Origin of the sequence: Flintibacter porci, from assembly GCF_041925195.1 — a bacterium.
In the GTDB taxonomy this organism is placed as follows: Bacteria; Bacillota; Clostridia; order Oscillospirales; family Oscillospiraceae; genus Lawsonibacter; species Lawsonibacter porci.
The window spans coordinates 1-23,395 of record NZ_JBHEVB010000012.1; the positions used below are offsets into that span (position 1 = coordinate 1).

A 23,395-nucleotide genomic window follows, 5' to 3' on the forward strand; every position below is an offset into this window, starting at 1 on the left:
CACAAAGCACTACACCGTGGTGATTAAACCTAAAATGACCACCTAATTACGGGTGGCCGCTGCGCCGCAAGGTGGCCGCTGGTGACCGCACCGGTGGCCGCCGAGCGCCGCAGAATGCAATTTAAGGAGCAAACTGAGGCGGTTTGACTCTGTAATCTCAAATTACATCTGCCATTCGTGGCGCATACTCTGTATTTGATGGCAGGCATAAAAGACCCAAAATGGAGAGCATTAAGATGGATTTTACCGATATTCATGCGCATCTTTTGTCATCTATAGATGACGGCCCTAAAGATGACACGCAAATGTTTGCGTTGCTAGATGCACTTTATCATGATGGTGCGAAATGTATTTGCTGTACGCCTCATTATCATCCGGGATATTACGGGCACAATACGACTCCTTCATCAGAGAAATATCAGGCACTGAGCAAGTTTGCGAACGAGAAGTATCCCGGCTTAACGATTTTTCTCGGAAACGAACTGCATTATAGCCAGGGTTGCGTTGAATGGGTAGAGGCTGGCTTATGCCGCACACTAAACGGAACACGGTATGTTCTGGTGGACTTTGATTTTGATGAACGATACCAAGTGATTGAGTTTGCGGTATTGTCGTTTCTACGGCATGGCTATATACCGGTTTTAGCACATATTGAGCGGTACCTGTCATTGCACCGGAGGAGCAAGCTAGTCATGCGGTTGCGGGATATTGGCGCAATCATCCAAGTCAATGCATCGTCTGTTCTGCGGCCGTATCGCTATCCGCTTGTCAGAAAGATTTTACAGCAACGAATCGTGGATGTAATCGCCTCTGACGCACACAATTTGGAAGGCCGTCCCCCTACATTGTCCAAGGCATATATCGAGGTATCTCAGAGATATGGAAAAGACTATGCGGACGAGCTATTTCTATTTCATCCGAACGCTATTCTTAATGTCCAAGCTGAAAGGAGGAGATGTGCAGATGAGTGACAGTCAAAAACTTAGAACGATCACATTTAAGGACTTTTTGTCCCTGTTCCTGGGAAAGTTATGGTTGATCATCCTGATCCCCCTGTTGTGTATGGGTGGAGTGTTTCTACAGCAGCAGTTTCTCTTTACCCCGGAATATGAGTCCACAGCTACTCTGTACATCTTGAAGCAGGAGAACGAATCGACATACAACTATACTACACAGGATTTTTCTCTGGCTCTTGATGTGGTAAACGATTGCACCTATATTCTGAAAAGTCATGCGGTTCTCGATGAAGTGATGGCGTCGTTGGAGCTGGAAATGAGCTACCGGGACCTATACGAAAGCATCGAAACCAACAATCCCAGCGATACCCGCATTTTGGAAGTGACAGTTACAACAAATTCTGCATCGCTCTCCAAGGAAATTGCCGACCAAGTATGTCTTATTGGCACAGAAAAAATCGCCGACGCAATGGGGTTTGAGCAAGTTAATCTCTACGAAAATGGGTTGCTTTCTTCGGAGCCAAGTAATCAACTGACGATACTGGCATATTTGCTGATTGGTATCATAGCAGGGATCATAGCATACTCGGTTGTTGTAATCGTCTATGTTTTTGACGATACGCTGAGGACGCAGGAGGACATCGAACGCCATCTGGGATTGAGTGTCCTAGGGGATATTCCCAATGCAAATGAAAAGAAAAGCCATCGCTATGGATACTATAAGGCATATGGTGCAGGGAGCAATCAACAGCCCGCAAAAAAGCGGAGGGCGAAAGAATGAACAAAATATCAATCAAACTGCCTGGAGACAATGATTTTTTTACGCAAGAAGCTTATAAAGTTCTGCGCACGAATTTGCAATTCTGCGGGCAGGATATTCAAGTAATAGCAATCACCAGCTGTAATGAAAATGAAGGAAAAACAACAGTAGCACTCCATCTTGCCCGAAGTCTTGCAGAGTTAGGGAAAGAAGTGCTGCTCATTGATGCTGACATGCGCAAATCAGTGTTGGCCGGACGGAATTCCAACGCGAAAGACGTCGTTGGTCTGAGCGAGCTACTCACCGGGATGGTTGCATTAGGGGAAGCTCTTTATCAAACGCAGTACCCGACTTTGCGGTTGATTTTTGCAGGGAAGTATCCGCCCAATCCGGTGGAATTGCTGAACGGCAAGTATTTCTCTGCGCTGATAAAAGAAACTCGAAAAGCGTACCAGTATGTGATTATCGACACTCCTCCGCTGGGACGAGTAATAGATGCAGCTGTTGTCGCCCCAAATTGTGATGGAACGGTCCTTGTCGTAGGAAATTCGACTCGTTATCGTCAGGCGCAAGATGTTGTTGAACAGTTGAAGAAAAGCGGGAGCAAAATTCTAGGTGTTGTCAGGAACAACACAAAAAAGAAGGACAGTGCATATTACTACCATTCTAATCCTTAGTGGTGACCAACCAGCCAAATCGGAAATAATCAAGGCACACAAATAGAGAGTGTGATTTATATGAAAGAAAAAGAGAAGTCGAAGAAAAAAACTATACTCAAAATTGCAATTTCTGTAATTGTCGTTCTTTTTGCTCTCGCGCTTGTAGGCTATAGCTTTATCTTGTCAAAACTTAATATGCTTGACCGAACACCTGAAGATTCATTCGACAGCATTAACAGCAGCGAAACTGCCGAAGCTGAAATTGTACAAGAGGATGACTATGACAATCAGGAAATGCTAGATGTCACAGAGGATTTAGACGAACGGGATGCTATTTTAGCTACGGGAGAAATCTTCTCTGATTCTGATGTATTCAATATCCTTTTGATTGGAACGGATGAACGGACTGAGGAATTCAGCACCAATGCCCGGGGCGATGCCTGTATGCTACTATCAATCAATAAATCAACAGGCATTATCCATCTGATTAGCTTCGAGCGAGGCATGGGTGTTCCTATTTTAGAGGGACAATATGAAGGGCAGTACGATTGGTTAACCCATACGTTTCGGTATGGTGGTGCTGAGCTGATGATGAAGGAAATTCGCGAATGCTTCAAAGTAGATGTGACACATTATATTCGCGTAAATTTCAATACCTTTATTGAAGGTATTGATGCGATAGGCGGAGTGGATATTAGTCTGACACAAGCAGAAGTGGATTATATCTTGTATAGAGCTGAGGTTGAAGGAAACGGTATCCAGCAGGTAACGGTTGGACTAAACCATATGAATGGAGCAACTGCCCTCAGTTATGCCAGGTGCCGTAAAATTGACAGTGACTGGAACCGTATCAGCAGACAAAGAACGGTCATTCAAGCCGCAGTGGATCAAGTAAAGGATCTAAACGTCTTAGAGCTCAACAGTATGCTCGACACCGTACTTCCCCTTGTTCAGACAAACTTAACAAATGAAGAGATTCTCAGTTTGGCAATGATTGTCCCTTTATTCTGGGGAAATGATTTTGAGCAAGCAACAATTCCATTGGAAGGCACCTATGGAAGCATGAAAGGAATGGGAGGGAGAAGTCTTTTTTCTGTGGACTTTGATACTAATGCCAAGGCGCTTCAGGAGATGTTATACGGAGCTGCCGAGTAGTATTTTCTGCCTATCCCTGCGCCCAAGAGGGACGTTATTTATCATCAGAGAGAGAGGTGTGGGAAAGTGGCTGTTCTTTTGACTGGTGGAGCTGGATATATCGGTTCGCATACAGCAGTAGAGCTACTTAGTAAGGGGTATCATGTCATTATTGCCGACAATTTTTCTAACAGCAATCCGACAGTGCCACAGCGCATCCAGCAAATCACAGGACATGTGCCAAGCGTCTACAATGTAGATGTTGCAGATCCCGAACAGCTCAGACAAGTGTTTGAGCAAAATCAGATTACTTCTGTAATACATTTTGCTGGATACAAAGCGGTTGGTGAATCTGTAGCGAACCCCATAAAGTATTATCGCAACAACCTTGACGCCACCTTGTCGCTGATTGAGTGCATGGAACAATACGGAGCGAAGAGATTGGTCTTTAGCTCATCTGCTACTGTGTACGGTATTCCGTCAGAGCTTCCACTCACCGAAGAAATGCCTACCTCAGCGACCAATCCCTACGGGCAAACAAAGTTGATGATTGAGCAAATGTTGAAAGATGTTTGCCGAGCCGATCTTGATTGGTCCATTTGTCTGCTGCGATACTTCAATCCTGTTGGCGCACATGAAAGCGGGATGATCGGCGAAGAACCCAATGGAACTCCAAACAACTTGATGCCGTATGTCGCTCAAGTGGCCGCTGGTCTCCGAAAAGAACTACATATTTTTGGAAACGACTATCCTACAAAGGATGGGACGGGCGTTCGTGATTATATTCATGTCGTAGATCTGGCGAAAGGCCATATTGCAGCATTGGAATATCTTTGCGGTCGGACAGGTATATCGACGTTTAACCTGGGAACCGGAACACCACATAGTGTTCTTGAAATGGTGGCCGCATTTGAGAAAGCAAGCAATCGCGCCGTTCCATATGTGATAGATCACCGCCGCGCTGGCGATGTAGCCGAGTGCTATGCTGACGTCAGTAAGGCGCAACGGGAATTGAAGTGGAGCGCCCAGCTTACTCTAACTGAGATGTGCGAAGATGCGTGGCGTTGGCAACAATTTTGCCGTCAACCAACCAATAGTCAGTAATCTCTTTATTCTGGAACTTATCATAGCTGGTCATATCGTAGCAAGCAATGCGCCAGGATAGCCACGGCTCCCTGGCGCTGCTTGTTGAGGGATGCCCCCAAGCCCCCTTTGAACGCAGAATTTCATTCTGCGGCTGCGCGTTCTGCGAACGCTTTCGACCGTGACCCGCTCACCGCTGGTCACGGTCTTTCTCTTTTTCGGCCTCCGGTCCCGCCTCCCAATTCAGGATGCGGTCCACGTTGGCCTTAGCCGCCAAAAGTTCCCGCATTTCCTCGCGGGAACGGCGGTATTCCGCATAGGTCTTTTTCTTTTCCTCCAGAAGCCGGGCGTACTCCGCCTGTAACTCCTTCATCTTGGGCAGCTTCTTCACCCCCAGGCCGTCAAAGGCATCTTTGGCGGCCCGGTGGAGCAGAATTTCCGCCTCATGCTCTTGCCGGAATTTTCTGGAGTAACCGGCCTTCCGATAGGCAACATAGACCTCGCGGGTTTTGGCGTAGTTGACGATGTGGGTGCGCAGCACGGCGATCTCCGCCATGCGCTTCTCCGCCGCCTTGATTTTGGCGGACAGCTCGTTGTGATACGCCGTGGTCGCCGCAGCTTTTTCTGCCAGCTGGGCATACTCCAGCAGGTTGTGCTCGGTGAGAAAATTCATAGTACGGGCCATCTGCTTGAGATTGAATATCTTGGCCCACCGGGCATACCCGGCACCTTTCCCGGCCTGGAGTTTGGCCTGAATGTCCACCAGCAGATTGACCTTGGGCGGTTCGACCTGTACGGAAGGTTTCTTCCGGGGCGTATGCTCTTTCTGGCCGGAGAGGACCGCCAGCAGATCGTCCAGTGTGTAACCTGCGCCCAGACTGTCCAGCCGGGCCGCTCTGTCCCAGCCGGGCCGCTTCAGCCGGTACGATTTCCCGCGCTTTGATACTTCGCATCCGCTCTCCCGGAGCAGCTGAAACAGCGCGTCCAAACCGGCGGGTTTCTGCGCCAGCGCCCGGTCGATGGCCAGCCGCAGAAGCTCCCGGTGGGAGGGCTTGGCCTGATCTCCCAGCCACTTATCGTAGCTTTTCCCGTGGGGCTTCGGCTCCTCCACAATGGACAGCCCGGCCTCGACGCAGATGGTGTCGCTCAGGCGGCGGACGGCCCTGGTGCTGCCCCAGAAGTTGCGGAACTTCCGGTCACAGTCCACGTTGACCGCCGACCAGATGATGTGATTATGAACGTGCGATCTATCAATATGGGTGCAGACCACAAAAGCGTGTTTCCCTTTGGTAAACCGCCTGGCAAATTCAACGCCCAGCCGGTTGGCTTCCTCCGGGGTAATCTCGCCCGGAACAAAGGACTGGCGCACATGGTAGGCGATCACATCGTCCGCGCCGCGAACCCGCCCGGTGGCCGCAATGTACTGCCGCTTGGCGAACAGAAACTCAGCGTCGGCAATCGGGCTGCTGCATCCGTAGCTGGTTACGAGCCTGCCGTGGTCGGTCTTGTCCGGATTTTTTACATAGTCGATGATGTCGCGAATGGCCTTGCCCATGGTCCGGCCCTTGCCGGTGTGCAGCGGCATAATGCGTGTGGTTGCCATAACTGAACTCCCCCCTTCAAAAGAAAAGGACAGCTTTGTGAAAGCTGCCCTTAGAATTTTCTGTTATCACATAACCTGTCCGGCCGGTATATCCTGATAGAGCTCAAAACAAAACTCCATCCTGCAAAGGCCGTTAGACGAGACATCCATGTAAATATCGTCTGCCGCCAAAAATAGGTTTGAAAAAATGGCCCTGATTGTGCGTTCTCCAAATGAGGTGAGAACGAAGCACTCAGATTCCAAGGCAATCTTCCCCAGAGAATTATCTTTGGCCTCTACGGCAATATTACAGCTGAGATGCTCCGCCATCCAAAGTGCTTGCTCTGCGAGTTTTTGGAACAGCTCGATCCGCCTCCGATTGGGGACCCGCTTCCAGGTATTTGCGTATGCCTCACCTATGCGGAATATTTTCTGCAATTCCTCTTGGACTTTTCGTTTATTGGCTTCACGTTCTGCTTCCGTGCAGGTTTCTTCTTCCCGGCGCACTTCTTCCGTAATCTCATCCCACTGGGCCTTCTCAAGGTCATAATACTTTCGTTCGATCCTCACAGGCATTTCCCCCTCGCAGGCTATAAGCGGCAATCCGTTTCCGCACCTTCCTCATTAAGATTTAGGTTCCGAACGGTGCAGGCCGCCTGCTTTTTTGCATAGGCAATCGTGTTCCTGGTTCCGCCCTTGGAACCGTTGTAGACGCTGATTACCAGAGAAGAGCGGTCCACCATCCAGATATTGCGGGCCTGATACGCACCGTAAGAAGAACTCGGACAGATATAGTGGACGGCATCGGCAGATTGGATGATGTTCAGAAACCGGCTCCGCCATTCCCGCCCCCATCGCTGGCCGAAGCCTTGATAAGGAACCGCACAAATCAGTTGAATCTGCGGGTTGGTCTCCCGATAACGCAGCACCAGTTCAGCCGCCCAGATGTCCACGCCCTTCGTCATCCCACTGATAAAGATTCTGTAACCGCTGCGGATTGCGTCCTGAATCGCGGCATCCAGCTTCTCAATTACCATTTCTTCCGGGACCTGGAGCTTTTCAGGGCGATGGCCGGTAAAGCAACAGGTACACGTTCGATTCTCGGTGTCTCTCATAGCGTTGTCTCTCACAGATGACACTCCCTCGTAAAAAGCTGTAAAAGCTGTCCGGGACGGATACGGCAAGCAGAATCCGGGGACAGCATTTTTTGAACATAGTTCTATTATAAGATATTGTGGATATATCCACAATACTGATTTTACGTCCGCCACCCTATAATTTACATAGTACAGTTTGTAAGAGGGTGGTGTCCTAATTGATTGATTTCAGCCCGCTTTGGGAAACAATGAGGGAGCGGAATGTCACACAGTATTATCTTCTGCAAAACGGGATCGACAATAAGACGCTCGACTCGCTCAAGAAAAACAAGAATATTACATTGCTCACACTGGAGAAGCTGTGCGACATCATCGGCTGTACGCCGAACGATATTGTCTGCTTCAAAAAATAGGCTGTCGGGGAAACTGAGGTCCTCGACAGCCGTTGTGTTTCACGGTGAGTTCTTATATAATAATGTAGGAAAAAAGCGGTATGTGCTGTAAATAAGGACAAAACAGGAGGAGGCTCAGAACCATGATGCAGCCCATCTCGATTGAAGAATATGCCGGTATGGTCCTGGAGAACAACAAAGGCTACCGGAAAGAGGACTTGGTGCAGGCGCTTCAACAGACGCTGGAGGCCAAGAAAAACGGCGCAAGGTGTACGATTTGCGGCGCGCCGATCTGGGCGGCCGGGAGCGCCATTACCGGCACGAATCTCTGCTTCACCTGCGCCACTGGCGAGGCAGACGACAGTGAGGACTATGAGATCGAGTAATCAATCAGCAAGGGTGCCGTGTTTTCGCGGCACCCTTGCTGATTTTATCCGTATACCGCATCCTGGATGGCATATTTCAGATCCTGCACCTTGCCCAGCAGCCAGAGCGCCGCTTTTGGCAGGCCGAAGGGGCTGATGAGGAACGACAGCACCAATAGGATGATCCCGTTTTGGGGCGAGTAAGTAATCAGCACCGCCACTCCCAGCAGGGCAACCACCGTGCTGATCACCCCCAGCACCAGACCGGAGATGTACACCAGCCAAACGCACAGCCAGATACATACCGTCAGCACCAGAATGACCGGGGCCACCGCAATTTTCAACAGCAGCTTCAAAAGGAACCACAACGCTCGCATCTTTCGTCCTCCTTCAGAATCTCTCCGCATCCTCGAACCGCTTCTTATGCCTTTATTATCCATCAATCTGAAGCAGAGGGCAAGGATACGGACAAAAAGAAAAAGCGGAGGGAGGAGCGGCGACAAGAACGCCGTTCCTCCCTCCGCAGATGGGGCATAGACCCCTGTTACGAGAGCTTTGCCAGCTGGGTCAATACCTCCCTTACCCCCGCCCAGATCTGATCCTGACGCTGGGTTATATCCTCCAGGTCAGCATCGTAAATGCGCCCGGTCTCATGCACCCGGCGGGTCAGCTGGTTTAAGTTGTTGCTGGAATAGCGCATCAGGGAGACCAGCTCCTTCAGCTCCGGCAGTTCCAGGCGTACCACATACCCGTCCAAAGCCATCTTGCGCAGATAGGCTTCCCGGTTGGATGTGCCCAGCTGGGCCATTTTCTGCTCGATCAACTCCAGCTCCTGGGGCGACACCCGGAAATTCACCTGCACCTCCCGCCTGCGGTTGGGGGCGCTCATCGCTCCGGCTCCTTCTTTTTACGGGTGGACGGTTTCTTTTCCGTGGAACGCGGCTCCTGCTTCAGCTGGCGGCGGACCGAGGAGCGGCGCTGGCGCAGTTCCTTACTGCGGTCTTCGTCCTTGGAAATCAGGACAAAATGCCCCTTGCGGTCATTCAGACCGGAGAAGGTCACGGAGCGAAACGGCAGCATCGCCATGACTTGATCCATATCCTTGGAGTTGGCCCGCCGCATAAAATCCTCGGAGAACTGCGCCATGTAATGGGTGCCGTGGGGACTGTTGGGCGTATCCGGGGCACGCAGCTTCTGCAAGAGCCGGGCGGACTCGGCCTGGATTTCCTCCGGCGTCAGCGGCTGGGTCAGCAGGTATTCCTGCTTTGCCAGGGTCAAAAACAAGTCGGTCAAGCCGGGGTGACTGTCCACCACAAACTCCCAGTTCCGCTCCCCGCCAAAGCCGTCCGGGTTGGGCGGGATGTCCACCGTCTTGGCCCATGCCTTGTTTACCCGGCTGAAGCGTCCATCCCATTCCTTTTGCTGGACCGTGTTGGCCAGCACATAGAACATCCGGTCATAGCCGAACTGCTCCGCCACCTGCCCGACGGCAGCTTTGCCCAGCCGGTTGTCCCGGTAGTGTTCGGAGATTGCCGCCTCGATGGCATCCTTGCAGGCAATGTTGGCCCGCTGGGAGGTCCGGTATTGGTCCAGCTCCCCGTGCTCGTGGGCATAGGCGGCGGGGTGCCGGTAGACCGGAAGCTCCCGCTGGGCGGACAGAGCGGCTCCGGCGCGGGTCTCAATGCTGTCCCGGACTACATCCATATACCCGGTATCGCGCTTTTCAAATTCCCGGTAGGCATCGGCCACCGGGGACGGCGACGCCAGCAGCGCAGCGGCCTGGGCGTCCGGCAGTTCCAGGTATTCCATCACTGTCAGAATATCCTCCCGGACGGCGTACTCATAGGCATGGTGTAAGATTTCCTCCGGGGGCTGGCTTTTCAGCCAGTCCCGGTATTTGTCCTGCTCGGCGGCCATCTTCTCATAAAGGGCCGTATTCATATCTTTGTTCATATTATCGCGCCTCCTGTTCGTGGTGTTTGGTTTTCTTATCCAGGTTTCGCGGCGGCACCGGGCGGCGCAGCCCATCCAGCACCGAGGGACGTGTGCTTTTGGCAAGCGCCGCTTCCGGAGCGGGGCGGCCCCGGCCATCCATGTTTAGCAATACATCCAACTCAGCCAGCCGGGCACTCTTGTCCCGCAGCTCCTGCTCCTGGGGGAAGGGTTTGCCAACCTCCGCTTTGGCGGCGGCCTGCTGCTGGTAGAGGTTGTCCAGCTGGTTCTGCACACTTTGCAGCCGCTGGGACATCTGCGCCAGGACGTTGTCGATGCGGGTCAGGTTGCCGCGCGGGTCGGTGCCCAGCGTTACCCGGTGGGTCATCTGCCCTTTCAGCAGGAGCGTATACTCCTTTGAAAAAGCATCAAATGTCACCGACATGGCAAAGCCACGGTAACTGCCGATTGCCACCGGCTCGGAGTTTATGACCTCCTTGCAGGCGTCCAGCAGTGCGGCACCGGCATTCTCCCTGTCGGCGAGGGTATCTCCCTGAATCTCCATGCCCGCGAAGCCATCCTCCGGGTGAGGATGGACGGTCAGGGTTTCCAGGTCCGCCTCAAATCCCTGGATAAACCCTTTATTGGCCTCAATCTCCCGTGGAAAGTATTGGAGCAGCTGGTCCTCCAGACGGTACTGCTTGCTCTGATGGTCGGCCTTCATCAGCTTCAGCCGGGAGACCTCCACATCCAGGTCCATGCGCTCTTTGATGCGCGGGTCCCCGGCGCACAACGCTTTGATCTCGGCAAAGGAGAGCGCCATTTCGTCCACATCATCGCAGGAACGCACCGGGCTTTTGGAAGTCATAATTTGGCTGATGAATTTCTGCTTGTTCTCCACCGTCTGCCAGAGATAGGCGTCGAAGGTTCCCTCGGTGACATAGCGGTACACATGGACCAGTGGATTCTGGTTGCCCTGGCGCTCGATACGACCTTTCCGCTGAGCCAGGTCGCCGGGCCGCCAGGGGCAGTCCAGGTCGTGGAGAGCCACAAGACGGTCCTGCACGTTGGCGCCAGCCCCCATTTTGGCGGTGCTGCCCAGCAGCACCCGCACTTGGCCGGTACGGACTCTGGAAAACAGCTCCTTCTTCTGCACTTCCGTCTTGGCGTCATGGATGAAGGCGATCTGTTCAGCGGGCATCCCCTGGGCAATGAGCTTTCGTCGGATGTCCTCATACACCGTAAAGGCCGGTTCCGGCTCCGGCAGGGGTACGGATTCCTCCAATGCATGGAGTGTGGGGTTGTCCACCGCTTTGGCCGCCTTTCTCGCGGGCCGGGCTTGGGGCGTGGAGATGTCGCAGAATACCAGCTGGGTCAGCCGGTCAGCATCCCCAACTCGCCAGATCTGCATGATGTTGGCCACACACTGGTTGACCTTGGTGCCGGGTTCATCCGGCAGCAGTGGGCTGATGAGCCGCTGGTCCAGGCCCAGCTTGCGGCCATCGCTGGTGATCTTCAGCATGTTATCTTTGGACGGGTCTACCACGCCGCGGTGGACCTCGGACGCCCGCGCTGACAGGGCTTTTACCATCTCCTTCTGGTGTTCGGTGGGCTGCGCCACGACGTTGTGGTATGCCACCTCCGGCGTGGGCAAATGGAGCTGGTCGGCGGTTTTAATATCCGCGATCTCCCTGAACAGGTTCATCAGCTCAGGCAGATTGAAAAATTTCGAGAACCGGGTCCGCGCCCCGTAGCCGGTCCCTTCTGGGGCAAGCTCCAACGCCGTCACGGTCTCCCCAAAGCGGGACGCCCAGCAATCGAAGTGCGCCATGCCCAGTTCTTGCAGCCGGTCATATTGGAGATACCGCTGCATACACAGTCCCGCAGCTCCACCAATCCCCTGACGCGGGCCTCGGCGGTGGCGTTCAGGTCAGGGCGCACCATACGGCTGTTTTCCCGGTAGTATACCGCACCGTCCACCACCGTGAAGGAGTAGTTTTTCACGGTGGGATCTGCCGGGATAGAGCTGTCGATGTCCTCACCCTCTCCCAGCTCCGGCAGTTCGGCCTCCTGGTAGGTCCCCCGGATGTACTTGACGGCATCATGGAGCTGGTCAGCCAGTTCCAGGCCCTCGATGGGGGCCACCGTGTAGTCCTGTCTCCCGTACTGGGTACTTTCAGCGGTGGGCCGCCCCAGCACCATCTCCGGGTGATCCAGAAAATATTGGTTGACCGTGAATCCGTCCTCGGTCTGCCCGGTCTGGGTCCAGTCCGGCGCGATGTCGATGGGGCGATCCCGCTTTTGCAGGAACAGGATGTCAGAGACCACTTCGGTCCCGGCGTTGGCCTTGAAGGCGTTGTTGGGCAGCCGGATGGCCCCCAGCAGCTCCGCCCGCTGGGCCAGATACCGGCGTACAGTGGGGTCCCTGGCGTCCATTGTGTAGCGGCTGGTGACGAAAGCCACCACGCCGCCGGGGCGCACCTGGTCCAGCGCCTTGGCAAAGAAATAGTTGTGGATGTTGAAGCCCAGCTTATTGTAAGCACGGTCATTTACCTGGTACTGTCCGAAGGGGACGTTGCCCACAGCCAGATCGTAGAAGTCCCGCTGGTCGGTGGTCTCAAAGCCCGCCACCGTGATGTCAGCTTTGGGGTAAAGCTGTCGGGCGATGCGACCAGAAATGCTGTCCAGTTCCACTCCATACAGCCTGCTTTCTGCCATGCTCTCCGGGAGCATCCCGAAGAAGTTGCCCACACCGCAGGAAGGCTCCAAAATGTTGCCGCCCTGGAAGCCCATGCGTTCTACGGCCTCGTAAATGGCGCGGATGACAGTGGGGCTGGTGTAGTGAGCGTTCAGGGTGGAGGCCCTGGCCGTACGGTCCATCTTTTCCACCACCGTAATGGGCGGCATCCTGTGTTCTTGCAGCCATCGGTTCATGGTTTCCAGAAAGCGGTAGGTATGTGGATGCTCCGCGCCGGTATCGGCAAATGTAATCAGGTCAACGGGAATCTCGTGCTGATGAAGCCCAACCAAAAGGGCGGCACTGTTCGTGCCGCCCCCAAAGGATACAATATTCAGTTTTATACCTCCGAAAAAAATCACCAGTTCATCAGGCCATAGCCCTTGATGCACTCGTAGGTCAGGGAATAACTCTTGATCTTGCAGGCGTCGCCGGAATTACCTTCCACCGTGTAGACCCGGCTGCCGTCAGTGCCCACCACGATGCCCACATGGTCGGCGGACCCGTCCAGATCCCAATCAAAGAAGATGGCGTCGCCGGGAGCGATGTTTTCATATCCCCGCGCGCCCCACTGACCGTGGGACTGGAACCAGGGGATGCCCTGGGACTGGCAGGCGGCGAAGCGCGGCTCGGACAGCCCCATCTGGCCGTAGCACCAGGACACGAAGCAGGCGCACCATTCCACGCGGGACGTGAATCCATACCAGCTCCAGTAGGGCGGGCCGCCCACATTGCCCACCTGGCTTTTGGCGATGTCCACCACCGCCTGATTGCCGGGCCGTGTTCCGTTCACAAACTCCACACCGGACAAGCTCTCGGAATCGCCGGTGTCAGCGGAACCGCCGCCGAAGATCAGCGGTTTGTTGCCCAACGTCTGCCGGTACACCTGGTACATCTCCAGCTGCTCTGGCGTCAGCAGGTCTGCCGCTACCTCTGAGATCGGCTTGCTGGTGAGCGTTACATTTAGAATGTAATACTCATACGGCACCTGTTCCGTGGTGGTCTCGCCGGTCTCCGGGTCGGTGGAGGTTTCGGTGCGGTATCGTACCTCCACTTCCTCGGTGAGCGTCAGCTGATACTGAGTGGAGAACACGCGGTCCAGCTCAGCCTGGGCGCTCGCCTGGGTGTAGCCCTGCAAAACAGCGGACAGATAGGCCGCCAGCTCATGGGGGTCGTGGCCAATCATGTCCAAGTCGTAGCGGTACTCGTCATAGCCGGGGTGGCTGCTCTCCACGTTGTCGATCTCGGCTTGCAGCGCCGCCTCCTTGGCAGCGTAGTCGGCCTCCACCGCCACCAGCTCGGAATCGTCGGAGGGATAGGTGGTGCCGGATACCGCAGAGCCGATGCTCTGGGCCATCATGGAGCAGGAGGACATGGTGTTGAGCAGCAGACAGACAATCAGGAAAAGAGCCAGGGCAATGCCAAAGCCCTTTTTATGCTGCATGACATAAGTACCGGCCTGCTGGGCCTTCTCCCGGACGCTCTTGGCCGCCCTGGTTGCCGTCTGGGCCGCACCGGCGGCGGTCCCGCCGGACTGGGCGGCCCGTTTGGCGGCGGCGTACTGTTTCTTGATGGCCCGCTTTTGCTGCCAGCGGGAGAATGGATTGCTGGCAATCTGGGGATTTTCCCGCAAAGACTTCTGATACAGGGCGTTGATGTTGACCTTTTCCAGCTGCCGCTCTGCCTGGGCGGCTTTGCGGTAGGGTTTCAGCTTGTGGCTGCGGTAGCCCTCCCGCGCCAGATGTACGCCGGTTTCCAGAGCGTCTTCGGACTTGTGGGCACTCTCCACCCCCACGTTATCGTCCTCGGCTTCCCGTATCTCCTGATGGATTTTGCCCGCCACTGCATTACCCGGCGCGTCCCGCACCGCATGGGACAACTTGGAAGGCGGCTTTTTCTTATCCTCCAGCACCAGCTTTGTCGTGACCTTGCCGGTCTTGGGGTCCACCTGGGCCCGTTTGACCTGCTTTTTCGGGATTTTTGCCTGCGCCTTGTCCGCTTTGGCGGCGGCCTTTTCCGCCTTGCGGACGGGCTTTCCCAATGCCGGGTCCGCCCGTTCTTCCTCCGTAAAGCGCAGGCGTGGTTCCTTAATCAAACCATTCTCCCAGCATGAGGGAGGCCATCATGCCGGAAAGCTCCGCATAGGCCGCCAGCCCCATCGGCCCCACGAAGCGGCACTCGGTCAGGCAGGCGTAAAGCTGGGCCAGCGCATCCGCCAGAATCTGGACTTCTGTGCCTTCCAGCACGGCCCCGCCGGTCTTGCCCCTCTGGACCTTGGCGGCGCACAGAATCTCCACCAGCCGCAGCAGGCCGATCTCGCCGGTCTCGGTCAACTCCGCCGCCTGGTCTGCCGCCGTGCGGCACTCGGCAACGGCATCCGCCAGCGCCGTCAGCAGCTGGCGGCGCTGGGCCTCCATCGCCCGGTCAAAAAACATCGTGTGGTCGTTGTGCAAAAGTTTGCGTTTCATAGTCATTCGCCCTCCTTTTGTGTGTCGATAGTGGTGTGTCCCTCGCGCCATGCAGCGAGGCGCTGCTGTGCAATCTGCCAGTAAGCGGGGGAAATCTCCGCGCCCAGGAAGCTGCGGCCGGTCTCCAGAGCCGCCAGCGCAGTGCTGCCGGTCCCCATGAAGCCATCAAAAACCAGAGCGTCCGGGTCGCTGGAGATCTGGATCAGCCAGGCCAGGCACTCCACATTTTTAATGGTGGGGTGGAAAATCCCGTGCTGCTTTTGCCACGTGGAGTTGTAGGTGGCCTTGGGGTACTCCGGCCCAAACCAGCAGGCGGGAAAGCGGCTCTTATATCGGGCGCTGAGGGTTTTCCCCCTGTGATAATGCTTCCCTTCCTCTTTGCGGTTGCGCAGTAGGGTCGTGTGGTTGAACGTCCGGCGGCCCTTCTGGCAGAAGATCACCCAATCACTGTTGTTGGCGAAGCTCCCACGCAGGTCCCCGATGCCGCCCAGGGTGCCTTTCTCAATGACGAGGCAGTTTTTGATGGAGAATCCGGCGGCTTTCAGGCACTGGTAGTGATACGGGTAGCAGTCAAAGCGGGTGAAAAAGTAGGCGTGGCTGTTGGGTTTCAGGATGCGGTAGCTCTCTCTGGCAAACTGTTCGTAGTCAATGCCCGTATCGCCCTCCAGCATGGGGTGAGGTGTGACCGCGAATTGATTCTGATACCGGATGCCATAGGGCGGGTCGGTCAAAATCAGGGAGACGGCCCCATCCAGGAGTTCCCCCATCAGGTGCAGGCAGTCGCCTTGAAAAATCTGATCGATGTAGTCCTGGGGAAAGGTGCGGCCCATACCGCTGCCCCCATTCCTTTTGGCGTGGTTATCCCTCCTTCGATTCCTGCGCCAAGTCCTGGGGCTTGGTGGTCATAATGCGGTAGAGTTCCGTATTCTTCGGGAAGTGGTCCACAAAGGGAAGGATGGTGGAGCCGTAGAACAGCAGCCCCTCGCCCTCGCCGGAGTGGGTCACATAGCTGAGCTGATGGGGAGAGATGCCAAGCTGTTTGGCAAGGATCTGCCGGTCTCCGCCCGCCTGGTTGAGCATATACACGAAGTCGGAGTTCTCAAAGATGTTCTCCACCTCGCGGCTGCTCAAAAGGTCTTTGACATTCTGCGTGATGCCGGTGGGAATGCCACCCCACTTGCGGAAACGCTTCCAAATCTCGACGGTATAAGCGGCGGTCTGCTCCTCTTTCAGCAGCAGGTGCATCTCGTCGATGTAGTAGCGGGTGGACTTGTGGGCGGCACGATTGATGGTGACGCGGTTCCACACTTGGTCCTGGACCACCAGCATACCGATCTTTTTCAGCTGCTTGCCCAGCTCCTTGATGTCGTAGCAGACAATGCGGTTGTTGATGTCCACATTGCTCTGGTGGTTGAACACATTGAGGGAGCCGGTCACATAGATTTCCAGCGCCGTGGCGATGTACTGTGCCTCTTTTTCCTCCTGCGCCCGCAGCAGATTGTAAAGGTCCTCCAAAATGGGCATATTCTCCGGGCGGGGGTCATTGAGATAGGTCTGATAGACCAGCCGCACACAACGGTCAATGATGGTTTTCTGCACCGGCTGCAAGCCCTCTTTGCCGCCCACGATCAGTTCACACAGGGACAAGATGAAGTCGGACTTGAGAGACAGCGGACTTTCATCGTCCGAGTAGTCCAGATTCAAGTCCATTGGGTTGATGTAGTTGGTGGAGGTAGGCGAAATCTTGATGACCTGCCCATGCAGGCGCTCCACCAGGGGCGCATACTCGGCCTCCGGGTCACAGATGATGATGTCATCATTGGTGAGCAGGAAACAGTTGGCGATCTCGCGCTTGGCGCTGAAGGACTTGCCGGAACCCGGCGTACCGAGAATCAGGCCGTTGGGGTTTTTCAGCAGCTTGCGGTCCACCATGATGAGGTTGTTGGACAGGGCGTTGATCCCGTAGTACAGCGCCTCTTTGCCGTTCTGAAAAAGCTCCTGGGTGGTGAACGGAACAAAGATGGCCGTGGAGCTGGTGGTCAGTCCCCGCTGAATCTCGATCTGATTAAGGCCCAGGGGCAGCGCAGACATCAACCCTTCTTCCTGCTGGAAGTCCAGTCGGATCAGCTGGCAGTTGTACTTCTGTGCGATGGAGCTGGCCTGGAACACATTGTTGCCCAGCTGCCGGGGATTGTCTGCCGTGTTCAGCACCAGGAAGGTCACAAGGAACATTCGCTCGTTCCGGCTCTGCAAATCCTGCAAGAGCTTCTTGGCCTCGGCACCGTAGGTGGCAAGGTCGGAGGGAATGATGTCCATGTCATATCCGGCGCGGACGGCCTTTTTCTGTTCCTCGATTTTGGATTTATCCAGGTCGGTGATCTTGCGCTTGACCGTCTTGATGGCTTTGATCTGGTCTACGGACTGGATGTGCAGGCTGACGATCAGCGAGCTTTCCATATCCAGAAAATCCGCCAGCATCCGGTCATTCAGCTCCGGCGCGAGAATCTGCAAAAAAGAAACAGCCCCGTACTTTTTACCCATACGGAACTGTTTGCCGGTGCGAAACTCAAAAGAGCTGGGTGCGATAAAGTCCTTGGTGGACAGCCCGGACGGAGCCAGCCACTCCCATTCAAAGCGGAACGGCAGCTGTTCATCCATGTGGAAAATACCGTGAAGCTGTGCCAGCCGCGCCTTGCCGTCCAGGGTCTCGGCGGCCACACCCAGGCGCTTGAAGTTGTTCAGGATGTCGGTCTCAATGCGCTCCAGACGAGGCTTGGCGGCCTTGAGGCTGTCGGCGTCGATGCCGAAAGTAAGGTACTTGGTCTTGATAAGACCGTTGTTGCCTCTTGCCAGCTGGTTTTGCAGCATGGTGGTGTACTCCACCCGGATGCTGTCAAAATCATCCCCCTGGAGAGGAATGTTGATGGCGTGGGCAAAGGTCTCCTCAGAGGCCGCGAGGTTCAAAAAGGACAGCTGAAACTGAATGGAACTGTCGAAGTAGTTGAGGAAATCGCACCAGCCCTCAAAGATCGCCGTCTTGTCCTCGTTCTGCGAGAGCTGATAGTTGATGTCCTGGAATTGGATGGCCTTTGTGTAGTGGCTGCCTGCCACACGGCAGATACCATCCGGCCACATCCGTTCATAGGGGATGCTGTCCTGAGCCGATTTTTCCTTTTTGTCTGTGCGATTGGCACGGGCAATGGCAGCCTCGATCTGCTTTCTGTCGGCGCGGGACAGCTTTTTCATCTTTTTCTGATTAACCGGCTGCGCGGTCTTTTCGTCTTTTCCGAACAGCCGGTGCAGCCAGCTTTTGATTGCCGTGAACAATGTCATACACCTCCTTGTCGAGTTTTTCCTGCCGCTCCAGAGCGGCATAAAAATTGTTGGTCTTATACGGGCGCTCCTTGGGTCGGATGACGGCCACCTTGATGATGTTGCCCACGATCTTTTCCAGGGGCTGACCGTGTTTTTCATACATCGCCAGCATGAAGAAGGGCAGCATGACCAACATCATACACATGGCAGCCACGCTGTTTCCCACAGGCCCCCGGAGCAGGAAGAAAAGCGGTACGCCGATCAGCGCACCGCCGCCGAAGCAGACAAGCTGCCTCTTGGTTAAGTTGAACGCGACCTTGGTTTTGACTTTCGTAAGATCCTTGGGTACGGGTACATAAGCCAAAGGGATTACCTCCTTCCTGGTTAATGTGCATTGAAAACGGATTTTGCGAGGCTGCCGGTCTTAAAGAGCGTAAAGCACAACAGGACCGTATAGCCCACGCAGCTCCAGATGGCCATAATGATGTCGGATTCGGTGGCAATACTCTGCACCAGCACGGCGTAGATCGCCACGCAGACGATGATGAGAAATGCCTGGAACCCCAGGGCAAACAGGGAGCGCAGGTAGTTTTGGCCCATACCGCCGCCCAGCTCCTTTCCCATCATGGTTGCCATCGGGATGGGGGCCACCGACGCGATCAAATAAATCTCAATCATCCTGCCGTAGATCACGATAAAAATGCAGATGTACAGCGCCCACATGGTGACGCCGATGAACATACTCTGGAACCACAGGCCGAACAGCGGCCCCAGTTCCATGTCCGTCAGCCGGGTCTCCATGTCCGCCATCACGGTGGAGATGTCGATGGAGGCGTCCGTGCCGATGATGCCGGACGCCTGGGCCACTACGCTTTGGGCCATGTCGAACACACCCATGACGATGTTCCAGGTGTTGGTGACCAGCAGGATCGCGGCGGCGGATTTGAACATCCATTTGAAGATCATCCAGGTGTCCACATCATGCAGGTTATTGCGGTCGGTTATCATCTGAATCAGCTCCACCGTCATCACGATGGCCAGGATAACGCCCGCAATCGGCACCATGATGGAGTTGGAGAGGTTCTGGATCATACTGAAGATGCTGCCGTTCCAGCCCTGGGGCGTCTGGCCCACTTGGGTAGCAATGTCCGCCACCTGCTGGTTGACAGAATCGAACATCCCGGAAAGGTTGCTCATAATGCCGCCCACCAGCATTTCCTTCAGCCAGGTGGTGATGGCATCCAATAAGAAATCCATACGGTCTTGACCTCCTTTCGGCCCCTCCCGCCGTTATGCGGGAGGGGCGAGGATTTCTGGCGGGAGTGGATCAGACCGTAAACAGGCTGGAGAGCAGGGGGACGAGGACCATGCCGACCACGGCCACGCCCGCGCCGGCCATGAGCTGTTTTATCCCTAATTAGGAGTAAAACCTTGCTCGATGGCGGGCGGCGGCGTGTCAAAAAATATATGGAATTGTTTTAGAACCGCCCCAGCGTAGACAGGTCAGCCCTTGACCTGTTCCACCTCCGGGATGGGTTTGAGATTGAAGTGAATTTCGATAGAAATGTGTCGTGTCTTATCGCTGTCGATGTGTTCATGGACAACGATTTCTTTAATCAGGCGGTTTAGGGTGGCTGCGTCCAGCTCCGTGATGTCGGCATATTCCTGAATGGCGTCCACCCATTGTTTGGCGTCCATCGCCAGCCGCATTTCATCAGCCAGCTTCTTGCGCCCCTGTGCAACCCGTTCTTTCAGTTCAGCCTGTTCCTTCTGCGTCTTGTCCAGCATGAGATTGAAGTTGGCTTCGCTGATCCGCCCGGCAACCATGTCCTCATAGAGCCGCAGCACCATCTTTTCCAGAACCTCAATCCGTTCCTCGTCTTTTGTCAGGGAACGCTCCAACGCTTCCCGCTGGCCTTTCTGTTCGGCTTCGCAGGTGTTGGTCAGCTTCCCGGCAATGGCTTCCCCATCGGTCAGGGCAGCCTTGGCGCACTCCCGGATTTTGTTCAGGACAAGGTGGTAAAGGGTGTCGTACTCTACCCGGTGCTGGGAACAGTGGTTCTTGCCGAACGCCCCATAGGTCTTACAGGCATAAATCTGCTGCGGGTGCTTGGCGTGGGTGGTGCGGATGGTCAGCGACTTGCCGCACTCGCCGCACTTGATAAGCCCGGCAAACAGGCTGGTTTCCCCGTCCTGCCGGGGGCGCTGGCGGGATTTCAGCTTGTCCTGCACGATGGCAAAACTTTTGCTGTCAATCAACGGTTCGTGCCGTTCCTCCACCACGATCCAGTCCTGCGGCTTCTTCTCGCCAATGGTGCCGATTTTGAAGCGGTAGTCCTTCTTTTGGGAAGCTATCGCCCCGGTATAAACGGGATTCATCAAGATGTCTTTTATCACGGAGAAGTCCCACATATACCGCCCGTTTTCCGGGTCTTTCTTTTCCCATTTGGTGCGGACATTGCGGAAGCCCCGTTCCCGGTTCCACCATGTAGGGCAAGGCACCTTCTGTTCTTCCAGCCTGCGCCGGATAAAGTTGGGGCCGTGTCCTTCCAGCGCCCAAAGGAAGATTTGCCGGACAATGGGGGCGGTTTCCTCGTCCACCAGCAGGTGGTTTTTGTCCTCCGGGTCTTTCCGATACCCAAAGGGAGCCACACAGCCGGTAAACTGGCCTTGCTGGGCTTTCAGAAGATACGAGGAATGTACCTTCTTGGAAATATCCTTGCTGTACATCTCGTTCAGGATGTTCTTAAACGGCGCAATGTCGTTGTTGTCCCGCATGGTGTCGATACCGTCATTCATGGCGATATAGCGGACGCCGTGACGGGGGAAGAAGTCCTCGATCAGTGTGCCGGTCTGCAAGTAGTTTCGGCCCAATCTCGATAAATCTTTCGTTATCACAAGATTTATTTGCCTTCGCTCGATGGCCTTTAACATCCGTTTCAGGTCGGGGCGCTCCATGTTCAGCCCCGTGTAGCCATCGTCCTGATAGACTGCCACAACCTCCCATCCCTGCTTTTCGCAGTAGCTTTCCAGCATATCCCGCTGGTTGGCAATACTGGCGCTCTCCCCGTCAAGGTCATCGTCTTTGGAAAGCCTGCAATAGATGGCCGCCCGGAAGCTGCCCGCCAGAATTGCGTCCATGCCTGTGTATTCATATCCGTTCATCATAACCGTTTACCCGCACAATCCAGACGGAACACGGTTCTTCTGAACCTCGTCTTTATTATATCCTAAATCTTGTGTTTTCGCAAGATTATCCTTGCCGGTATTCTGCCCATATTTTTGGGCAATCAGGCTCACAAAGACATCCGCTGCGTCCAGCTCGCCGTCAAAAACTGTGGTAACATGAATCTCTGTTTTCGTTTTTGCCATAGGCAGTTATCCTCCATAATAGAATAGCCAGACAAGGAGAAGGTCGGCAACGAAGTCCGGCAACGGGCTTCAAAAAACCTCAAAACCATCTCTGTCTGGCGGTTTGGTTACAATTTATATTTTCTTTTATTTTTCTGTTGCTTTGGTTGCTGATAGGGGAAAAAGCCCGCAGTTACGGGGCTTTCCCCGGCAACCAGCCTGGCAACGGGAGTGCAACAAAGTCGGCAACGGGGTGGGATTTTCAGAAAGGAAGCTCCATCTGCTCTGTGACCTCCACAAATCCCTCCGGGATTTTTTCGGCTCCGTTGCTGGTATCCGTTGCCGGGGCTTCACGCTCCCAGCCCTTCTGCCTGCCGTATTCCGGGAACATCCGGGGATTGGAAAAGTAGTGCCAGCCTGTGACACAATGGTTCATAATATCGTTGACCTCCCGGATTTCCCATTGTTTCGGCTCGTCAAAGGGGTGGTTCAGGGCTTCCCGGAAAAGCTGCTTGGAACACACCATGCTGCCGGTGTAGCGGTCAAGGTAGGCTTGGATCATCCCGGCCTTGGTGTCCTCCGGCATGAAATCCCGCTGGTGTTCTTTGAGATAGCACACCATTTCGGGGCTGAAAGACAGCTTAAAATCCCCGCTGCGGTAAATGGTCATGGCTTCCGCCCATAGCTGCTCCATGTAGGCTCTGGAAGCGGCTTCATCGTCCAAAATATGAACTTCCGCCTGTTCCGGGTACACCATGACCGGCAGAAAGCGCCGGTTGCCGGAACGGTCAAGGGGCAGGAAGTCCAGGGCGTTGGAAGTTCCTCCGAACACGCATTGCCGCAGCCTGTCCTCCGGGTGGGTTTCGTATGGGATTTTATAGACCTCCTTCTGTCGGCTCAAAAAAGACTTGATTTCCTCAATGCTCTTGGCATTTGCGGTGGCAATCATCTCCGACATCTCGATAATCCAGTGGCCTTGCAGCTTGCGGTACACATTGTCATCGTCCAGCTTGCGAAGGTCATCGGAAAACCACTCGTCTTTCACGGCCAGCAGCCGGAAAAAGGTGGATTTTCCGGCTCCCTGACCGCCCACCAGACAGAGCATGACCTCAAACTTGCAGCCGGGATGAAACGCCCGGTGGATGGCTCCCAGCAGAAACAGCCGCAGGGCTTCATAGGTGTACTGGTCGCTGTCGGCTCCTAAAAAGTGGTGCAGGCAGGTACGGATACGCTCGGTTCCATCCCAGGTCAGGCCGTTCAGGTAGTCCCGGATGGGGTGATAGCCATTTTCATTGGCAACGATCCCGATGGCGGCGGCAATCTTCTTTTCGCTGGTCAACCCGTATGTTTCTTCCAGATACAGGAGCAGATAGTTCATATCCGTGTCTGTGATGGCGGTGCCGGTACGGTGGTAGCCGATGGGCTTGATGATGTCGGTTCGCTCGGTCAGCAGATTTTTTGCGATTGCCCCGGAAAGCAGCGGGTCATTCTGAAAGACGGTCAGGCAGTTGCGGATACTGTTGCGGACGCCGCCTTTCTCGGTGCTTTCCAGCATGGCTTTGAC

General features: G+C 54.8%; 23 protein-coding genes and 1 pseudogene. 7 read left to right on the forward strand and 17 right to left on the reverse strand.

What is annotated here, in order from left to right; translation table 11 throughout:
- The first annotated feature begins 236 nt into the window (after positions 1-236).
- The 5 genes from ACEVJL_RS12360 to galE all read left to right on the forward strand — a co-directional run bounded on the left by ACEVJL_RS12360 (position 237) and on the right by galE (position 4,613).
- Entirely contained in the window at positions 237-971 is a 735-nt protein-coding gene (locus ACEVJL_RS12360) for a CpsB/CapC family capsule biosynthesis tyrosine phosphatase (RefSeq protein ID WP_374738044.1), read from the forward strand.
- Positions 964-1,737: a YveK family protein gene (locus ACEVJL_RS12365; protein ID WP_374738045.1), complete on the forward strand. Its 774-nt coding sequence runs from the start codon at positions 964-966 to the stop codon at positions 1,735-1,737. The genes ACEVJL_RS12360 and ACEVJL_RS12365 overlap by 8 nt, the downstream gene beginning before the upstream one ends.
- Complete coding sequence (locus ACEVJL_RS12370; RefSeq protein ID WP_374738046.1) at positions 1,734-2,393, forward strand: CpsD/CapB family tyrosine-protein kinase; 660 nt, start codon at positions 1,734-1,736, stop codon at positions 2,391-2,393. Before ACEVJL_RS12365 ends, ACEVJL_RS12370 begins: the two co-directional genes overlap by 4 nt.
- Before the next feature lie 60 nt (positions 2,394-2,453).
- A complete protein-coding gene (locus tag ACEVJL_RS12375) occupies positions 2,454-3,530 on the forward strand; it encodes an LCP family protein (RefSeq protein WP_374738047.1) in 1,077 nt (358 codons plus the stop codon).
- 66 nt (positions 3,531-3,596) lie between these two features.
- Entirely contained in the window at positions 3,597-4,613 is a 1,017-nt protein-coding gene (gene galE / locus ACEVJL_RS12380) for a UDP-glucose 4-epimerase GalE (protein WP_374738048.1), read from the forward strand.
- 169 nt (positions 4,614-4,782) lie between these two features.
- On the opposite strand, the gene ACEVJL_RS12385 is transcribed toward galE, so the two are convergent.
- The 3 genes from ACEVJL_RS12385 to ACEVJL_RS12395 all read right to left on the reverse strand — a co-directional run bounded on the left by ACEVJL_RS12385 (position 4,783) and on the right by ACEVJL_RS12395 (position 7,289).
- A complete protein-coding gene (locus ACEVJL_RS12385) occupies positions 4,783-6,195 on the reverse strand; it encodes a relaxase/mobilization nuclease domain-containing protein (protein WP_374738049.1) in 1,413 nt (470 codons plus the stop codon).
- A 66-nt stretch (positions 6,196-6,261) separates the two neighbouring features.
- Positions 6,262-6,744 carry a hypothetical protein gene (locus ACEVJL_RS12390; protein ID WP_374738050.1) on the reverse strand — a complete coding sequence of 161 codons (483 nt, stop codon included), beginning with the start codon at positions 6,742-6,744 and terminating at the stop codon, positions 6,262-6,264.
- Positions 6,745-6,764: 20 nt separating this feature from the next.
- Complete coding sequence (locus ACEVJL_RS12395) at positions 6,765-7,289, reverse strand: SLOG family protein (RefSeq protein ID WP_374738051.1); 525 nt, start codon at positions 7,287-7,289, stop codon at positions 6,765-6,767.
- 200 nt (positions 7,290-7,489) lie between these two features.
- Between ACEVJL_RS12395 and ACEVJL_RS12400 the strand changes: the two genes are divergently transcribed.
- Both ACEVJL_RS12400 and ACEVJL_RS12405 read left to right on the forward strand, forming a co-directional pair.
- On the forward strand, positions 7,490-7,684 hold the full coding sequence (locus ACEVJL_RS12400) for a helix-turn-helix domain-containing protein (protein ID WP_374738052.1): 195 nt from the start codon (positions 7,490-7,492) through the stop codon (positions 7,682-7,684).
- 122 nt (positions 7,685-7,806) lie between these two features.
- Positions 7,807-8,049 (forward strand): hypothetical protein, encoded by a 243-nt coding sequence (locus ACEVJL_RS12405; RefSeq protein WP_374738053.1) that lies wholly within the window; start codon positions 7,807-7,809, stop codon positions 8,047-8,049.
- A gap of 44 nt (positions 8,050-8,093) precedes the next feature.
- On the opposite strand, the gene ACEVJL_RS12410 is transcribed toward ACEVJL_RS12405, so the two are convergent.
- From ACEVJL_RS12410 to ACEVJL_RS12475, 14 genes and pseudogenes are all read right to left on the reverse strand, one after another.
- Positions 8,094-8,405 (reverse strand): CD1845 family protein, encoded by a 312-nt coding sequence (locus ACEVJL_RS12410; protein ID WP_374738054.1) that lies wholly within the window; start codon positions 8,403-8,405, stop codon positions 8,094-8,096.
- 167 nt (positions 8,406-8,572) lie between these two features.
- Complete coding sequence (locus ACEVJL_RS12415) at positions 8,573-8,917, reverse strand: plasmid mobilization protein (protein WP_374738055.1); 345 nt, start codon at positions 8,915-8,917, stop codon at positions 8,573-8,575.
- Positions 8,914-9,981, reverse strand: a complete 1,068-nt coding sequence (locus ACEVJL_RS12420) for a DUF3849 domain-containing protein (protein ID WP_425475195.1) — start codon at positions 9,979-9,981, stop codon at positions 8,914-8,916. Before ACEVJL_RS12420 ends, ACEVJL_RS12415 begins: the two co-directional genes overlap by 4 nt.
- Position 9,982: 1 nt before the next feature.
- Positions 9,983-12,828: pseudogene (locus ACEVJL_RS12425) on the reverse strand (helicase-related protein); the annotation flags it as partial.
- A gap of 227 nt (positions 12,829-13,055) precedes the next feature.
- Entirely contained in the window at positions 13,056-14,792 is a 1,737-nt protein-coding gene (locus tag ACEVJL_RS12430; RefSeq protein WP_374738056.1) for a C40 family peptidase, read from the reverse strand.
- Positions 14,785-15,171 carry a DUF3851 family protein gene (locus tag ACEVJL_RS12435; protein ID WP_425475196.1) on the reverse strand — a complete coding sequence of 129 codons (387 nt, stop codon included), beginning with the start codon at positions 15,169-15,171 and terminating at the stop codon, positions 14,785-14,787. The genes ACEVJL_RS12430 and ACEVJL_RS12435 overlap by 8 nt, the downstream gene beginning before the upstream one ends.
- The gene (locus tag ACEVJL_RS12440) at positions 15,168-15,995 is read right to left on the reverse strand and encodes a DNA-methyltransferase (protein ID WP_374738058.1); all 828 of its coding nucleotides are present in this window, start codon (positions 15,993-15,995) and stop codon (positions 15,168-15,170) included. Before ACEVJL_RS12440 ends, ACEVJL_RS12435 begins: the two co-directional genes overlap by 4 nt.
- Before the next feature lie 28 nt (positions 15,996-16,023).
- Positions 16,024-18,411 (reverse strand): VirB4-like conjugal transfer ATPase, CD1110 family, encoded by a 2,388-nt coding sequence (locus ACEVJL_RS12445; RefSeq protein ID WP_374738079.1) that lies wholly within the window; start codon positions 18,409-18,411, stop codon positions 16,024-16,026.
- Between the two features lie 10 nt (positions 18,412-18,421).
- Positions 18,422-18,844 (reverse strand): PrgI family protein, encoded by a 423-nt coding sequence (locus ACEVJL_RS12450; RefSeq protein WP_096920754.1) that lies wholly within the window; start codon positions 18,842-18,844, stop codon positions 18,422-18,424.
- Positions 18,845-18,864: 20 nt separating this feature from the next.
- The gene (locus ACEVJL_RS12455) at positions 18,865-19,737 is read right to left on the reverse strand and encodes a VirB6/TrbL-like conjugal transfer protein, CD1112 family (RefSeq protein WP_374738059.1); all 873 of its coding nucleotides are present in this window, start codon (positions 19,735-19,737) and stop codon (positions 18,865-18,867) included.
- Positions 19,738-19,807: 70 nt separating this feature from the next.
- Positions 19,808-19,879 (reverse strand): hypothetical protein, encoded by a 72-nt coding sequence (locus ACEVJL_RS12460; RefSeq protein WP_081958056.1) that lies wholly within the window; start codon positions 19,877-19,879, stop codon positions 19,808-19,810.
- A 104-nt stretch (positions 19,880-19,983) separates the two neighbouring features.
- Entirely contained in the window at positions 19,984-21,648 is a 1,665-nt protein-coding gene (locus ACEVJL_RS12465) for a recombinase family protein (protein WP_108817230.1), read from the reverse strand.
- Between the two features lie 6 nt (positions 21,649-21,654).
- Entirely contained in the window at positions 21,655-21,852 is a 198-nt protein-coding gene (locus ACEVJL_RS12470) for a hypothetical protein (protein WP_015544974.1), read from the reverse strand.
- Positions 21,853-22,093: 241 nt separating this feature from the next.
- A complete protein-coding gene (locus ACEVJL_RS12475; RefSeq protein WP_103900340.1) occupies positions 22,094-23,386 on the reverse strand; it encodes a virulence-associated E family protein in 1,293 nt (430 codons plus the stop codon).
- Positions 23,387-23,395 lie beyond the last annotated feature (9 nt).

What these genes read in the sequence shown, in the direction of transcription:
- ACEVJL_RS12365 (WP_374738045.1), top strand. Translation starts at nt 964, where the DNA reads ATGAGTGACAGTCAAAAACTTAGAACGATCACATTTAAGGACTTTTTG.
- ACEVJL_RS12465 (WP_108817230.1), bottom strand. Translation starts at nt 21,648, where the DNA reads ATGATGAACGGATATGAATACACAGGCATGGACGCAATTCTGGCGGGC.
- ACEVJL_RS12360 (WP_374738044.1), top strand. Translation starts at nt 237, where the DNA reads ATGGATTTTACCGATATTCATGCGCATCTTTTGTCATCTATAGATGAC.
- ACEVJL_RS12435 (WP_425475196.1), bottom strand. Translation starts at nt 15,171, where the DNA reads ATGACTATGAAACGCAAACTTTTGCACAACGACCACACGATGTTTTTT.
- ACEVJL_RS12455 (WP_374738059.1), bottom strand. Translation starts at nt 19,737, where the DNA reads ATGGATTTCTTATTGGATGCCATCACCACCTGGCTGAAGGAAATGCTG.
- ACEVJL_RS12440 (WP_374738058.1), bottom strand. Translation starts at nt 15,995, where the DNA reads ATGGGCCGCACCTTTCCCCAGGACTACATCGATCAGATTTTTCAAGGC.
- ACEVJL_RS12415 (WP_374738055.1), bottom strand. Translation starts at nt 8,917, where the DNA reads ATGAGCGCCCCCAACCGCAGGCGGGAGGTGCAGGTGAATTTCCGGGTG.
- ACEVJL_RS12375 (WP_374738047.1), top strand. Translation starts at nt 2,454, where the DNA reads ATGAAAGAAAAAGAGAAGTCGAAGAAAAAAACTATACTCAAAATTGCA.
- ACEVJL_RS12405 (WP_374738053.1), top strand. Translation starts at nt 7,807, where the DNA reads ATGATGCAGCCCATCTCGATTGAAGAATATGCCGGTATGGTCCTGGAG.
- ACEVJL_RS12445 (WP_374738079.1), bottom strand. Translation starts at nt 18,411, where the DNA reads ATGAAAAAGCTGTCCCGCGCCGACAGAAAGCAGATCGAGGCTGCCATT.
- ACEVJL_RS12395 (WP_374738051.1), bottom strand. Translation starts at nt 7,289, where the DNA reads ATGAGAGACACCGAGAATCGAACGTGTACCTGTTGCTTTACCGGCCAT.
- ACEVJL_RS12420 (WP_425475195.1), bottom strand. Translation starts at nt 9,981, where the DNA reads ATGAACAAAGATATGAATACGGCCCTTTATGAGAAGATGGCCGCCGAG.
- ACEVJL_RS12470 (WP_015544974.1), bottom strand. Translation starts at nt 21,852, where the DNA reads ATGGCAAAAACGAAAACAGAGATTCATGTTACCACAGTTTTTGACGGC.
- ACEVJL_RS12475 (WP_103900340.1), bottom strand. Translation starts at nt 23,386, where the DNA reads ATGCTGGAAAGCACCGAGAAAGGCGGCGTCCGCAACAGTATCCGCAAC.
- ACEVJL_RS12385 (WP_374738049.1), bottom strand. Translation starts at nt 6,195, where the DNA reads ATGGCAACCACACGCATTATGCCGCTGCACACCGGCAAGGGCCGGACC.
- ACEVJL_RS12410 (WP_374738054.1), bottom strand. Translation starts at nt 8,405, where the DNA reads ATGCGAGCGTTGTGGTTCCTTTTGAAGCTGCTGTTGAAAATTGCGGTG.
- ACEVJL_RS12370 (WP_374738046.1), top strand. Translation starts at nt 1,734, where the DNA reads ATGAACAAAATATCAATCAAACTGCCTGGAGACAATGATTTTTTTACG.